Here is a 13,794-nt window from a genome sequence, read left to right on the forward strand (position 1 = left end):
ATTCTACTTGCATTCTTGATGACACATAACTATTCCAAACGCATTTGATAAATGTATAACCATTTTTTAACCGATTTTTATATTAAGCACCCCTGCTCACGAATTAATGCAAAGGACAATTGCCATGAATATTTCTGATAACAGCCCACAAGGCCAACTCTCATCTCAACAGTTTTATCGTCAATACAGTGCCAATGCTTTACTTCCTGAACTAGATTGGCAAAGTATTTTTCCCAATAGCAAACTGAATGAAGCCCATATCAAGGCATTAAATACGATTTATCAATGTGCAGTCCCACTCGCACTTAATATTTTTCATGATTTGAATTTTGATGTATTTGCACCTGCGGCTTACCATCCACAAGGTTTAGGGCTATTTGATAAATTAGGTCAACAAGAAGAAAAGTTCTTACAAGTCCTTACAGCTGAAAGTGAAAATCTTGATCACGATACGCGTCATCAAATCTGGAGCATGTTACTTCGCGGTGGTGCTGTACTTGTTTTCAAAGCTTGGCTTGGTCACGTCAAACACGGAGAAAATCAGTTAGATATGACTCAGTTTGATGAACTCTCTGACTTACTCTTTATTAAAACTCATCCAGATCAACTTGCTGAACGACTACATGTTGATGAAAAAGCAAAACTCGAGCATATCTTCTTGATGTATGGCAATGATATTTTCCTTGATCGCTTTAATAGTCTAGAAACAGCTGCACTTTTTGTAGATTTAGGCGTTTATGATGCGGCTTTTTTAAGCCTGCGTGATGACCGCGTAGCTGAATATTTAAAAATGAAAGGTTATGTGACTCAAGATCAAATTGATGATTTGCAATGTGCACTCAATCCTTTGTACTGCGACAGCCTAACACCAAAGCAAGATTGCCTTGCTTAAGTGCCACATATAAAAAAGACCTCAATTAAGGTCTTTTTTTTAATTTTTAGATTTTTCTATCTTCAATATTTAATGCACTAATTGCCAGTACAGCCTGTGTTCGGTTTTGTACACCTAACTTTCTAAAGATGGCTGTCACATGCGCTTTAATCGTTGCTTCTGAAACATCGAGTTCGTAGGCAATCTGTTTATTTAACAAGCCTTCTGCAACCATCATCAAAACACGGAATTGTTGTGGTGTTAAAGATTGAATACGTTCAGCTAAAGCAGTTTCATCTGCCGCTCTCGGATCAAGATTAAGGTTAGATGGCAGGTTAGGTGGTAACCAGATTTCACCTTCTAAAACGTGGCGAATCGCTTCACCAATATGACTTGGATGAGCAGATTTAGGAATATAACCCATCGCGCCATGTGCAATCGCACGCTGAATAATTGAAGTTTCTTCATGCGCAGAAACCACAATAATTGGAATAGCTGGATACTGTGCTCGTACATAGACTAGAGCAGAAAAGCCTGAAGCACCCGGCAAATTTAAATCGAGTAATACTAGATCAGGTTCTGCCCCATTTTCCAAACGCTCATAAAACTCATCAACCGAAGCTGTTTCATGAATTTGTGCCTGTGGCAGGCTATAACGTACTGCTTGAATTAAAGCATGACGAAACAAAGGATGATCATCAACGATTAAAATATTCATAAGCGATTAAAGTAATCTTGAGCATAAGTATGGCCTATTGTAACCCTACTATTTAGTTGAAAGATACGTTCATCTTATCCATTTTTATGCAAAATGTTGATAAATGCAGAACTTAGCTAAAATATTCAGATGTTTTTTAACATTTAATCAAAATTAATCTGTTTTTTATATAAGCTTACTTTTTATTATAAAAAATATATCAACAATAATTATATAAAATAAAAACAGTAACTTAATATAGAAACAAAGTATAAAAATCCACTATTTATCTTTTATATTTAAAACTGATAAGGTTGACCAATTTCGTTATTTTACAGTTTGCCGTCGTTGTTGATTAATAAGTCCAATCTCTTGTTTTAGGCTTAGGAACCAAATTATGACTGGTATCACATCACCAAAACCTTTGAATATTGTTGCTGTTTCTGGTGGCTTAAATACCCCATCTAAAACGGAAAGTTTGGTTCAAGCCATTCTTGATGAGTTATCCGAAGCAACCGATATTAAAGTTCATTTTATTAAATTAAGCGAAATTGGGCCATTACTAGGCGGTGCATTTTATCGCAACCAACTTCCACAGCGTGTACAAGATGATCTTGCAGCAGTTGAAGCAGCAGATGCTTTAATTGTAGGCACACCTGTTTACCGCGCTTCTTTTACGGGTCTTTTCAAACATTTCTTCGATTTTGTTGAACAAACTGCATTGGTCGATGTTCCTGTACTTTTAGCAGCATCAGGCGGTAGCGATCGTCATGCACTCGTACTTGAACATCAACTTCGTCCATTGTTCAGTTTCTTCCAAGCACAAACTTTACCAATTGGCGTATATGCAACTGATCGTGACTTTACCCCTGAATACACGGTGAAAAGCGAGCAATTATCAGATCGTATTACGTTAGCAGTGGCACGTGCATTACCAATTTTAGAATGGGCGCCAGCGAAAGGTAAACGTGCAGAAGTGATCAAATCTAAGACTCAGCAAGCGAATCAAGAGCTTGGTATTAACAAGCAAATTGAGCAAGAAGAAGTATTACCTTCAGCAGCTGTACCTGATCTTGATGCGGCAGAGTCTCGCTTGCATCACAAGTCTGGCAAATCATTAACGCATGTTGCCTAAATAAAAATAACGAATTGGGAGAGCACACCATGACGCAATTACAACAACCGATTAAATTTGCTTATTGGGTACCAAATGTAAGCGGTGGCCTTGTTGTGAGTAACATTGAACAGCGTACAGACTGGAGTTACGACTACAATGTTCGACTTGCTCAAGCTGCCGAAAAAAATGGTTTTGAATATGCACTCACCCAAATTCGTTTTACGGCGGGCTATGGGGCAGAAAATCAGCATGAGTCTGTAAGTTTCAGTCATGCATTACTGGCAAAAACTGAAAAACTTAAGGTGATTGCGGCTATTCTGCCCGGCCCATGGAAACCGGTACTCGCTGCTAAGCAACTTGCAACAATTGATTATCTAACTGAAGGCCGTATTGCCATTAATGTGGTGAGTGGCTGGTTTAGAGGAGAGTTTGATGCGATTGGTGAAGAATGGCCAGAACATGACCAGCGCTACGTCCGCTCTGAAGAATTTATTCGCACGTTAAAAGGAATCTGGACCACCGATAACTATAGTTTCGATGGTAAATACTACCAATTCCAAAACTACACACTTAAACCGAAACCTCTGCAAAAGCCTCATATTGAAGTGTTTCAAGGCGGCAGCTCACGTGCTGCACGTGACATGGCTTCTCGTGTTTCTGACTGGTATTTCACCAACGGTAATACCGTAGAAGAAATTCAAAAACAAGTCGAAGACATTCGCACTAAAGCTAAAGCCAATGACCATCAGGTTAAAATTGGGGTGAACGCTTTCATTATTGCTAGAGATACCGAAGAAGAAGCAAAAGCGGTACTTCAAGAAATTATTGATAAAGCCAACACTGAAGCGGTAAATGCGTTTGGCGATGCAACACGTGAAGCCGGTGCAGCTTCTCCAGAGCAACAAGGTAACTGGGCAAAATCAAGTTTTGAAGATTTAGTGCAATATAACGATGGCTTTAAAACCAATTTAATTGGTACACCTCAGCAAATTGCAGAGCGTATTGTGGCGCTTAAAGATGTCGGTGTTGATTTGATTCTTTCTGGATTCTTACATTTCATTGAAGAAGTAGAATATTTTGGGGAAAAAGTTCTACCACTCGTTCGCCAATTAGAACTTCAACAAGAAAAGGAGATAGAAATTCAAGCGAAATCAGCCTAAAAAACTTCATTTAAAGCAGCGCAAGACAATAAAAACAATAAATTAAAAATAAAGATTTATTGGCTCCAAGACTCGGCTTGGAGCCTTTATTTTTTTAAGATTTCTCAACTTCTCGAATCACTGTTTCAACCGAATAACGACACCATTTTGAAAGTTTCTCGATAAATTCATTTAATGCTGCGGGTTCAAAATGGCTTACGATCATATAGCAAGCATTGCCCATGACTTTAAAGCATTCATCGATTTGTTCATATTGCTTGACCAAATTTTCAATTTCTTCAAATGCGCGTTGTTCATTTAAATGTAAATGAATAAATTGTTTATGGCTGTATTGAACAGCAATGGTGTAATTTTTGATAACCCCTGCATCCATCAACTGGGCTATGCGCGCGCCTACAGCCTGCCCTGTCCGGTGAACACGCTGCCCAATCTCTTTATTTGTTAAACGGGAATCTTGCTTCAGTAATGCAATAATTTTTAGATCAATCGGGTCTAATTCAATATTCATTTTTCATGGCGAAAGAAAACTGGCGTTAATGCTTTCATCTGACTATAGCCGATTTTGCGAGCAGAGAATAATCTTGTTTTATCTCATATCAACAAGAGTGATCTCATGAAACAAGCATTGATAATTATCGACGTACAAAATGATTATTTTAAAAATGGCAAAATGGAATTGGTACAGCCCGATCAAGCCTTAGAAAAAATAAAGCAGCTCGAACAATATTTTAGCGAGAAAAATCTCCCAATCATTTATGTGCAACATATTAGCCCACCACAGGCCAGCTTCTTTCAAGAAAATACCGACGGTGTTTTGCTTCACTCTCAACTCAATGCTGGCAGTGATTCATTGATCGTAACAAAACACTATCCAAACAGTTTTTTAGAAACCAATTTAGATGAAGTTTTAAAAGCACATCAAATTGAGCAACTCGTAATTACAGGCATGATGACACATATTTGTATTGATTCAGGTACACGTGCAGCCAAAGAACTTGGCTATGAACCTATATTAATTGGCGATGCAACAGCTACCCGCGATTTAACCTTCAACGGTAAAATCGTGAAAGCTGAAGACGTACAAAATGCCTTTTTAGCTGCATTAAGCATGTTTGCTGATGTACAAAGCACAGCAGCGTTTTTAGAAAAACATTAAAAAATAAAAAGCCCCAAACGGGGCTTTTTTAAAATTTTAGTTTTGCTTATCTGGATAGACCGTTGCAATTAATTGATCTACCACAGCTGGCTCAGCCAAGGTTGAAGTATCTCCTAAACTATCTAACTCATTTGCCGCGATTTTTCTTAAAATACGGCGCATGATTTTTCCAGAACGTGTTTTAGGTAATGCTGGTGCCCAGTGTAGTGCATCTGGTGAAGCCACTGGTCCAAGCACTTTACGTACCCAGTTAATCAATTCTTTACGCAGCTCTTCCGACTCTGGAACACCCGCTTGTAAAGTTACGAAAGTACAAATACCCTGTCCTTTAATATCATGCGGCATACCCACAACAGCAGCCTCTGCCACCGATTCATGCGATACCAAAGCACTTTCAATTTCAGCCGTACCCAGACGGTGGCCTGAAACGTTTAAAACATCATCTACGCGGCCCGTAATCCAGTAATAGCCATCTTCATCACGGCGGGCGCCATCACCTGTAAAATAAGTATTTTTAAAGGTCGAGAAGTAAGCTTCAATAAAGCGATCTGGGTCACCCCAAATGGTACGCATCTGGCCGGGCCATGAATCTTTAATCACAAGGTTACCTTCTACTGCACCTTCTAGCTCATTACCTTCACCATCTACAATTGCTGGCTGAATACCAAATAACGGACGTGTTGCCGAACCAGGTTTTAGCGCGGTTGCGCCTGGTAACGGTGCAATTAAAATACCACCTGTCTCGGTTTGCCACCATGTATCAACAATTGGACAGCGGCCTTCACCGACCACGTTGTAGTACCAGTTCCAAGCTTCAGGGTTAATAGGCTCACCGACCGAACCGAGTAAACGCAAGCTGCTACGGTTACTTTCACGCACAAACGAATCACCTTCTCGCATCATGGCGCGAATCGCGGTTGGAGCCGTATATAAAATAGAGACTTTGTGCTTGTCGACCACATGACCAAGACGTGCCCATGTTGGATATTGAGGCACCCCCTCAAACATTAAAGTCGTGGTGCCATTTGCCAGCGGTCCATAGAGGAGATAACTATGTCCTGTAATCCAGCCTACATCAGCCGTACACCAGTACACATCATCTTGTTTTAAATCAAATACCTCTTTAAAGGTACTTGTCACATAAACCAGATAACCACCAGTGGTATGCAAGACTCCTTTTGGTTTACCTGTTGAACCAGAAGTATAGAGAATAAATAAAGGATCTTCTGCCTTCATAGGCTCTGGAGGACAGTTGGCATCCACTTCCATAATAATGAGGTGATACCACAAATCACGGCTCAGTTTCATTTCAATCGGGTTCGCATTACGGTAAACCACCACTACATTTTCAACACACTCTGTACCCGGCAATTCTAGAGCCAAATCGACATTTTCTTTGAGTGGTAATAGTTTTCCAGCACGTAGACTTGAGTCTGCGGTAATTACCAGTTTCGCTTGGCTATCTTCAATACGGCTTGCTAAAGAGTCTGGCGAGAAACCACCAAAAACTACACAGTGAACCGCACCAATACGAGTACAGGCCAACATGGCAATTGCAGCCTCAGTCACCATTGGCATATACAGCACAACACGGTCACCTTTACCAATGCCATATTTCTTTAAAACGTTGGCAAAACGGCAGACTTCGTCATGTAATTCTTTATAAGAAACGATTTTATGGCGAGAAGGATGATCACCTTCCCAAATAATTGCAGGTTTATGAGGATGTTCTTTAAGATGCCTGTCTAGGCAGTTTGCTGACACATTCAACTCACCATCAGCAAACCATTCAATTTTGAAATTGTCTTTGTCAAAACTCGTATTTTTAACTTGGGTAAATGGTTTTATCCAATCGACAATTTTAGCTTGCTCTGCCCAGAATTCATCTGGGTTCTCGATAGAGTGTTGATAACGTTTAAAGTAGTCTGCTTCAACAGTACGAGCTGTTTTTTTAAATTCCTCTGGTACTGGATAGATCTCATTCATACGCAACTTCCTTGATCTTGTGCATCCCATCTCGAGACTGTGGCTATTATTTTACTGGATCTTATTTGCATGCCTTTGCAGTATGATGACTCTTTCAAAGTCCAAACAATGCGACTTTGGTCATATATTAACCACTTACTCAAGCATACGAAATTGTGAACATTTTTATAAAATTAAGTTGATTTAAAACATTTGTCTATAGCTTTTCCTTTTATAATTTTTTCAAGATTTGATGGTTTTGATCATCAACAAAGATTATTTTGTCTCTCATACGCAACACAGGAATAAAATAATATGTTTGCCCAAACAAGCTCTTCACGCCCACCTCAGCTCCCTTTTAAAGATAGTCCTTTTTCGATTCATGGGCGTTTTAATCGTATGAGCTATTTAGGTGGTTATGGACTGATTTATTTAGTCACCCTCTTGGGCTATTTCATTTTGGCCTCATTTCTTGGAAGTTTTCAGCTTTCAAGCAATTTATTTAATTTTGAATTTTATAGCTCTCTTTCTGGAGCCAGTGCTTTAATGGTCTGGGCTTTTTCACTGTTTTTAATTTATTTAAATATTGTTCTCGTTGTTCGACGTCTGCACGATCTAAATAAGAGTGGCTGGATGGGATTACTGTTATTCATTCCAGTTGTTCAGTTCTTTTTTATGATTTATTTACTGCTTGCCTCAGGTACAGCAGGTCCAAATGAATATGGTCCTGTTCGGCCTTCAACGTTTATAGAAAAACTGATGGCTTGGCTTATTTTAGCGGCAATTTTAATTAGCCTCATTTCAACAGCAGGAATTTTTTATTATTTCTCAGGAACCGATACCCTAGAGACACCGACACAAATCTTACAAAAAGGAACGGAATACTTTTAATTAAAAAACACTTTATTATTTAGATGAACTCATTATAGTAGGCGCACATTTTATCTCCTACTATGATGAAAGCCGAAAATCGCTTTCATAATTTTTTTTAATTGAGACTTGCCGTGGCTGATGAACAAAAATCCTTAACGGATGTCGCAAAAAATACAGGCGAACTTTTGCAAGAAGCGGGTACTAAAACCACTCAAACGGTTTTAGCCCATACTGAAAAGTATCATGATGCCTATACCACAATTGATAAAATCGTGGATAACTTCTGGGAACGTGTGCCTTATATATGTATTGCGATTATCGTTTTTATTATTTTTTGGCTACTCACCAAATTATTTAAGTTCTTTGTTCGTAAAACCTTAGAAAACCGTTCTTACACGCGCCAAAACCTAGTGTTGGTCTTAAACCGCGTAGGCAGTACAGCGATTTTATTCTTTGGTTTCTTAATTGCTTTAGTGATCTCGATTCCAGGGTTTACACCAGGGCAACTTATGAGTGCTCTTGGAATTGGTTCTGTCGCTATTGGTTTTGCATTTAAAGATATCTTTCAAAATTTACTGTCAGGCATCTTAATCTTATTAAGCGAACCATTCCGCATTGGCGATTCCATTGTTGTCAATTCGCTTGAAGGAACTGTTGAAGATATTCAAATTCGTGCAACATTCTTACGCTCACCAGATGGACGCCGTATTGTTATCCCAAACGCGACTGTTTATACGAGTGCTTTAACTGTAAATACTGCTTATCAACAACGACGTTGTGAGTTTGTAGTCGGAATTGGATACGAAGATGACGAACAAAAAGCCAAGCAGATTATTTTAGATATTCTTAACAATGACCGAAATGTACTTAGCCAACCAGCCTTCTCGGTTAACGTTACAGCGTTAGCAGATTTCTCGGTTAACCTGACTGTACGCTGGTGGGTTGATACCACTGAAACTGATATTTCGTCATCTACGAGCACCATTCAAGCTCAGGTCAAACAAGCTTTTAATGCGAACGGAATTAATATTCCTTACCCAATTCAGGAATTAAAAATGGCCGCAAATCAGCCACTTTTAAACCCTGAAGCATCAACTAAATAAACGACCTAAAATATAAGAAACTGATGTTTCAGTTCTTAAAATACGGTTGCCTAAGCTCACAGCTTGGCAGCCGTTTTTTGTGAGCAAATCAACTTCATAGGGAATAAAGCCACCTTCAGGCCCAACGACTACACTACAAGCATGCGGAATATTGACTGGCATGCTCTGCTCGGCATAAGGATGAGCCACATAAGCAGGTGTTTCTTTCGAAATTAAGCTTGGCAAAACATCTTCAACAAAAGGTTTAAAGCGTTTGTACATTTGAATTTCAGGAACAATCGTGTCCCCTGCTTGCTCAAGTCCCAAAGTAACGTAGTTATCGATTTGCTGTAAAAAGGGAGTCTGCCAGTAACTTTTATCGACCCGATAACTATGAATCAGACTAATTTTTTCAACACCTAAAGTCACACTGTCCATAATTAAACGGCGTAAAACTTTAGGTCTGGGTAATGCCACAATTAAATGAACCGGAATTTTTGCAGGTACAGCTTCTTCACTGATAGACCGAAGACAGACTTCTTGCTCGTTAATCGAAACAATTTCCGTGATATAACGTGCGCCGTTACGGATACCAACTTTCAGATTTTGGCCGACTGAAATATCAAGATGTTCACGTAAATGCTGTAATTGGCGCTTTGAGTGAATTGACCATGTGTCTGACTGAATATCTTCAGACTCTAGTAAAACGATATTCATGGTTTATCGGCCAAATACCGGTTAATTACTCCAATATGTTTTTGCAATGAACCTTGGTTACGTTGTAAGACTTTATGTGCTTGTTCTACCACTTGTTGGGCCTGATCAGGTTCAGCTAAACATGCCATCCAGATTGCCACAACTTGCTCAGCGTCTTGGGCAATGAGCACACCATTTTCGTCAATGAATTCATCGACAATGGTTTGGAAATTAAAGTAACGAGGTCCAATTACGGTCGGTACATTCAAAACCATAGGCTCTAAAATATTATGTCCACCACCCGGCTCATTTAAAGAACCACCCACAAAACACACCTGACTTAAGGCGTACCATAACCAAAGCTCCCCCATACTATCGGCTAGATAAACCTGTGTACTGGTATGAATACTTTGGTTCAAACTTCTACGATGAGTAATTAAATCTAAGTTTTGGCAAATTTCAAATACTTCATCGAAACGTTCAGGATGTCGAGGTACAACAATACAAACTAAATCTGGATCTGACTTTAAATAAGGCTGAAGTGCCTGCAAAATTTGTTGTTCTTCTGGTGCATGTGTACTGGCAATTGTCAGGACTTTCCGTTGCCCCAAATACCATAGCTGGTGTAGCTTTGCAGCCTGATTTAAAAATGCTTCAGGGGCGTGAATATCAAATTTAATATTTCCAACCACCTGACTTTTTTGTTGATCTAAGCCAAGTTCTACATAACGTTGTCGAGTCGCATTATCTTGGGCCAACACCCAGTCAATTTTTTTCAGCATTCCTGCTGTTAGACCTGTAACTCGCCCATAACCTTTAGCTGATTTTTCTGATAACCGCGCATTTAATAATAAACATGGAACATGCTGCTGTTTGGCTTGATCGATTAAATTTGGCCAAAGCTCAGTTTCAACCAATGCTAAAATTTTTGGCTGATACAACTCAAAAAATTGTTTTAAAAGATGCTTCTGATCAACAGGCAAATAAACTGCTTGAAACAAGTCTAAATAAGGGGCTTTTAAAAATAACGATTTGGCACGTGCCTGCCCCGTTTTAGTCGTATTGGTTACTAAAACAGGTTGTCCAAGTTTAAGATAATGCTCGATTAAAGGCTGAGCAGCGTTAGTTTCTCCAACCGAGACAGCATGGAACCAGATTGCTCTCACATTCTTCGGAGATTCAAACGGCCCAAATCTTTCAAGACATTCCTGATTATATAATTCCTGGCTTTCTGCACGTTTTTTTATCCGCCAGCGGTAAAAGGGTTTTAATAAATGAAGTGCGGTGTTGTACCAAAAAGGGGTCGCCAAGCGGTTTGCCTCAAATAGTCAAAATTTAAAAACTGGGGAAAATATAACATAGATAGAAAAAATGGCAGAGTTTCGATACCTAAACTCTACCATTACAAGAAAAGCGATTTACTGAGTTCATAAATAAACTAGGTCAGTAAACAATCATTTCAAAAAATTTACGAAGCTTCTAGCGTTGGATAGTCTGTATAACCTTCAGCGCCTTTAGCATATAAAGTCGTTGGTTGAAGTTCATTTAAAGGCAAGTCTTGCTCTAAACGCTGTAAAAGATCTGGGTTGGCAATATATGCTTTACCAAAAGATACTGCGTCAGCTTCACCATCACGCAAAATACGTTTTGCCGACTCTGGTGTTAGGTTCTCATTCGCAATCCATACACCATTAAATTTTTCACGAAGTTTTGAACTAATGCTGTCGGCAGCTTCATATTCACGAGAGAAAATGAAAGCAACATTACGTTGGTTCAACTGCTCAACGACATAACCAAATGTCGCTAACGGATTTTCATCACCCATATCGTGCGAATCACCACGCGGTGCAATATGAACACCAACTCGGCCAGCGCCCCACACTTCAATAAACGCATCAATCACTTCTAATAATAAACGTGCGCGGTTTTCAACTGGACCACCATACTCATCATTACGTTGGTTAGTGTTACTTTGAAGGAATTGGTCAACTAAATAACCATTTGCCGCATGTAACTCAACACCATCAAAACCAGCTGCTTTAGCCAATTCTGCTGAATGTTTATATTGAGCTACAACCTCTTTAATTTCTTCAATTGAAAGTGCGCGTGGCGTTACATATGGACGCTTAGGACGTAATAAACTCACTTCACCCGCAGGTTGAATCGCACTCGGTGCAACAGGAATATCACCATCTAAAAGTTCAGGATGTGAAATACGGCCAACATGCCAAAGTTGAGCTACAATTTTTGAACCTTGAGCATGAACTGCCTCAATAATTTTATTCCAAGCCTGTGCCTGTTCTTCTGACCATAATCCTGGAGTTTCTGCATAACCCACAGTTTTTGAACCAATCACTGTTGCTTCAGTCAAAATAAGACCGGCATTTGCACGCTGTTGATAATATTCAACCATTAAATCATTCGGTACTCGGCTTTCACCACTACGCGCACGCGTTAATGGAGCCATTACCAATCGATTTTTAATTTCAAAATCACCAACCGTTAAAGGAGTATTGAGTTCAGCCATAGTCGCCTCGACTTACACTTTAAATAGTAATTAAAGTGTTTGTTTTAAATGTTCGATATATTGCTGAATCAAAGCTTCGTTACGTGAAAAATAAGACCATTGACCATATTTTTGGACCTGAATTAGCCCCGCCTGCTGTAAAACAGACAAATGATTAGACATTGTAGACTGTGCTACTTTACCCAATCGTTCAATATGACCTGCACAAACACCCTTCTCAAAACTACCACCACACTCTTCCACTGGTAAATAATGCGCAGGTTCTTTCAACCATTGTAAAATTTGCCGACGTAGCGGATTGGAAAGGGCTTTGCTAATTGCATCAATATCCATAGGCTCAACACGTCTTTTAAACGAACAAAGCTTTATTCAGCATTTCGAAAACATCATATCGCATTTTTGCGATATTCATATCTGTTTTTTCCGATATTCATATCGCATTTTTTCGATTAACATTTAAAGGCTGAACTGCTTTGCCGTTTTAATCGCTAAAAATCCAAGAGTTCTACATATTCATAGATGAACTGTATTTAAACTAAAAGTTCAGCAGACTCTTATAAACCTTGTTTTAAGCTCGCCTCAATAAAGCGATCAAGGTCACCATCAAGAACAGCACCCGTATTAGAGTTTTCAACGCCCGTACGTAAGTCTTTAATACGCGAATCATCTAATACATATGAACGAATCTGGCTTCCCCAACCAATATCAGACTTCGAGTCTTCTAAGGCTTGAGCCGCTTCATTACGTTTTTGCATTTCCAACTCATACAGTTTCGCACGTAACTGTTTCCATGCATGGTCACGGTTAGCATGCTGCGAACGCTGGTTCTGACACGCCACCACAATACCTGTTGGAGTATGTGTCAAACGAACTGCCGAATCGGTTTTGTTAATGTGCTGACCACCTGCACCAGATGCACGGTAAGTATCTGTACGAACATCAGAAGGATTAATATCAATTTCAATATTGTCATCAACTTCTGGTGAAATGAACACAGCAGAGAATGAGGTGTGACGGCGGTTACCACTGTCAAATGGTGATTTACGAACTAAACGGTGTACACCTGACTCTGTGCGTAACCAACCATAGGCATATTCACCTTCAACACGAATCGTTGCAGACTTAATACCAGCTACGTCACCATCAGATACTTCCATGAGTTCAGCTTTGAAACCATGACGTTCAATCCAGCGCATATACATACGTAATAGCATAGATGCCCAGTCTTGTGCTTCAGTACCGCCCGAACCTGATTGAATCTCGACATAGCAAGGATTCGGGTCCATCGGGTTGCTAAACATACGACGGAATTCAAGTTTAGCCAGTTCATCTTCGGCAGCGCCAAGCTCAGACTGAACATCTTCCAGTAGGCTTTCATCGTCGGCTTCTACGGCCAAATCTAGCATTGCTTTTGCATCTTCAAGTTGTGTTGACAAGCCATCCAACACATTAATAACGTTTTCTAGTTCGCCCTTTTCTTTCGCCATTGCCTGAGCACGGCTTTGGTCATTCCAAATCGCAGGGTCTTCTAACTCACGTAAAACTTCTTCTAAACGTTCTTTTTTCAGATCGTAGTCAAAGATACCCCCGTAGTGTTTGGCTACGATCAGTTAAGTCTTTCAATTGGTTTAGATAAGGATTAATTTCCAC

The 13,794-nt window shown here is 39.6% G+C and carries 14 protein-coding genes; 6 read left to right on the forward strand and 8 right to left on the reverse strand.

Annotated features, from left to right (window positions below):
* Window positions 1–124 precede the first annotated feature (124 nt).
* Window positions 125–892 (forward strand): hypothetical protein, encoded by a 768-nt coding sequence (locus tag FY048_RS09080; RefSeq protein WP_446090908.1) that lies wholly within the window; start codon window positions 125–127, stop codon window positions 890–892.
* Between the two features lie 46 nt (window positions 893–938).
* Here the strand turns inward: FY048_RS09080 and FY048_RS09085 are convergent, their stop codons facing one another.
* Complete coding sequence (locus FY048_RS09085; protein ID WP_016139886.1) at window positions 939–1,589, reverse strand: response regulator; 651 nt, start codon at window positions 1,587–1,589, stop codon at window positions 939–941.
* Between the two features lie 376 nt (window positions 1,590–1,965).
* On the opposite strand from FY048_RS09085, the gene msuE reads away from it, so the two are divergent.
* Window positions 1,966–2,703 carry an FMN reductase gene (gene msuE, locus FY048_RS09090; protein ID WP_016139885.1) on the forward strand — a complete coding sequence of 246 codons (738 nt, stop codon included), beginning with the start codon at window positions 1,966–1,968 and terminating at the stop codon, window positions 2,701–2,703.
* Window positions 2,704–2,732: 29 nt separating this feature from the next.
* Window positions 2,733–3,845: a dimethylsulfone monooxygenase SfnG gene (sfnG, locus tag FY048_RS09095; protein WP_446090909.1), complete on the forward strand. Its 1,113-nt coding sequence runs from the start codon at window positions 2,733–2,735 to the stop codon at window positions 3,843–3,845.
* Window positions 3,846–3,939: 94 nt separating this feature from the next.
* Here the strand turns inward: sfnG and FY048_RS09100 are convergent, their stop codons facing one another.
* On the reverse strand, window positions 3,940–4,353 hold the full coding sequence (locus FY048_RS09100) for an Lrp/AsnC family transcriptional regulator (protein ID WP_005066843.1): 414 nt from the start codon (window positions 4,351–4,353) through the stop codon (window positions 3,940–3,942).
* Window positions 4,354–4,458: 105 nt separating this feature from the next.
* Between FY048_RS09100 and FY048_RS09105 the strand changes: the two genes are divergently transcribed.
* Window positions 4,459–5,001, forward strand: coding sequence for a cysteine hydrolase family protein (locus tag FY048_RS09105; RefSeq protein ID WP_446090910.1), 543 nt, complete (start codon window positions 4,459–4,461; stop codon window positions 4,999–5,001).
* A 36-nt stretch (window positions 5,002–5,037) separates the two neighbouring features.
* Here the strand turns inward: FY048_RS09105 and acs are convergent, their stop codons facing one another.
* On the reverse strand, window positions 5,038–6,987 hold the full coding sequence (gene acs / locus FY048_RS09110; RefSeq protein ID WP_446090911.1) for an acetate--CoA ligase: 1,950 nt from the start codon (window positions 6,985–6,987) through the stop codon (window positions 5,038–5,040).
* A 294-nt stretch (window positions 6,988–7,281) separates the two neighbouring features.
* Between acs and FY048_RS09115 the strand changes: the two genes are divergently transcribed.
* Both FY048_RS09115 and FY048_RS09120 read left to right on the forward strand, forming a co-directional pair.
* Complete coding sequence (locus FY048_RS09115; RefSeq protein WP_446090912.1) at window positions 7,282–7,857, forward strand: DUF805 domain-containing protein; 576 nt, start codon at window positions 7,282–7,284, stop codon at window positions 7,855–7,857.
* Between the two features lie 113 nt (window positions 7,858–7,970).
* Window positions 7,971–8,942 (forward strand): mechanosensitive ion channel family protein, encoded by a 972-nt coding sequence (locus FY048_RS09120; RefSeq protein WP_446090913.1) that lies wholly within the window; start codon window positions 7,971–7,973, stop codon window positions 8,940–8,942.
* Here the strand turns inward: FY048_RS09120 and FY048_RS09125 are convergent.
* From FY048_RS09125 to prfB, 5 genes are all read right to left on the reverse strand, one after another.
* Entirely contained in the window at window positions 8,931–9,638 is a 708-nt protein-coding gene (locus FY048_RS09125) for a 16S rRNA (uracil(1498)-N(3))-methyltransferase (RefSeq protein WP_446090914.1), read from the reverse strand. The genes FY048_RS09120 and FY048_RS09125 overlap by 12 nt on opposite strands.
* A complete protein-coding gene (locus FY048_RS09130; protein WP_446090915.1) occupies window positions 9,635–10,927 on the reverse strand; it encodes a 3-deoxy-D-manno-octulosonic acid transferase in 1,293 nt (430 codons plus the stop codon). The genes FY048_RS09125 and FY048_RS09130 overlap by 4 nt, the downstream gene beginning before the upstream one ends.
* A gap of 158 nt (window positions 10,928–11,085) precedes the next feature.
* On the reverse strand, window positions 11,086–12,144 hold the full coding sequence (locus tag FY048_RS09135) for an alkene reductase (protein ID WP_446090916.1): 1,059 nt from the start codon (window positions 12,142–12,144) through the stop codon (window positions 11,086–11,088).
* Between the two features lie 30 nt (window positions 12,145–12,174).
* The gene (locus tag FY048_RS09140; RefSeq protein WP_002121891.1) at window positions 12,175–12,477 is read right to left on the reverse strand and encodes an ArsR/SmtB family transcription factor; all 303 of its coding nucleotides are present in this window, start codon (window positions 12,475–12,477) and stop codon (window positions 12,175–12,177) included.
* 221 nt (window positions 12,478–12,698) lie between these two features.
* A protein-coding gene (prfB, locus tag FY048_RS09145; protein ID WP_100222431.1) for a peptide chain release factor 2 occupies window positions 12,699–13,794 on the reverse strand; the annotation gives its coding sequence in 2 pieces (ribosomal slippage) (window positions 12,699–13,721 and window positions 13,723–13,794; 1,095 coding nt in all).

The organism is Acinetobacter sp. 1124_18A (assembly GCF_052824995.1).

Coding starts and splice junctions, on each gene's coding strand:
- FY048_RS09115 (WP_446090912.1), top strand. CDS start 7,282: ATGTTTGCCCAAACAAGCTCTTCACGCCCACCTCAGCTCCCTTTTAAA.
- FY048_RS09140 (WP_002121891.1), bottom strand. CDS start 12,477: ATGGATATTGATGCAATTAGCAAAGCCCTTTCCAATCCGCTACGTCGG.
- acs (WP_446090911.1), bottom strand. CDS start 6,987: ATGAATGAGATCTATCCAGTACCAGAGGAATTTAAAAAAACAGCTCGT.
- FY048_RS09100 (WP_005066843.1), bottom strand. CDS start 4,353: ATGAATATTGAATTAGACCCGATTGATCTAAAAATTATTGCATTACTG.
- FY048_RS09085 (WP_016139886.1), bottom strand. CDS start 1,589: ATGAATATTTTAATCGTTGATGATCATCCTTTGTTTCGTCATGCTTTA.
- msuE (WP_016139885.1), top strand. CDS start 1,966: ATGACTGGTATCACATCACCAAAACCTTTGAATATTGTTGCTGTTTCT.
- FY048_RS09135 (WP_446090916.1), bottom strand. CDS start 12,144: ATGGCTGAACTCAATACTCCTTTAACGGTTGGTGATTTTGAAATTAAA.
- FY048_RS09105 (WP_446090910.1), top strand. CDS start 4,459: ATGAAACAAGCATTGATAATTATCGACGTACAAAATGATTATTTTAAA.
- FY048_RS09125 (WP_446090914.1), bottom strand. CDS start 9,638: ATGAATATCGTTTTACTAGAGTCTGAAGATATTCAGTCAGACACATGG.
- FY048_RS09080 (WP_446090908.1), top strand. CDS start 125: ATGAATATTTCTGATAACAGCCCACAAGGCCAACTCTCATCTCAACAG.
- sfnG (WP_446090909.1), top strand. CDS start 2,733: ATGACGCAATTACAACAACCGATTAAATTTGCTTATTGGGTACCAAAT.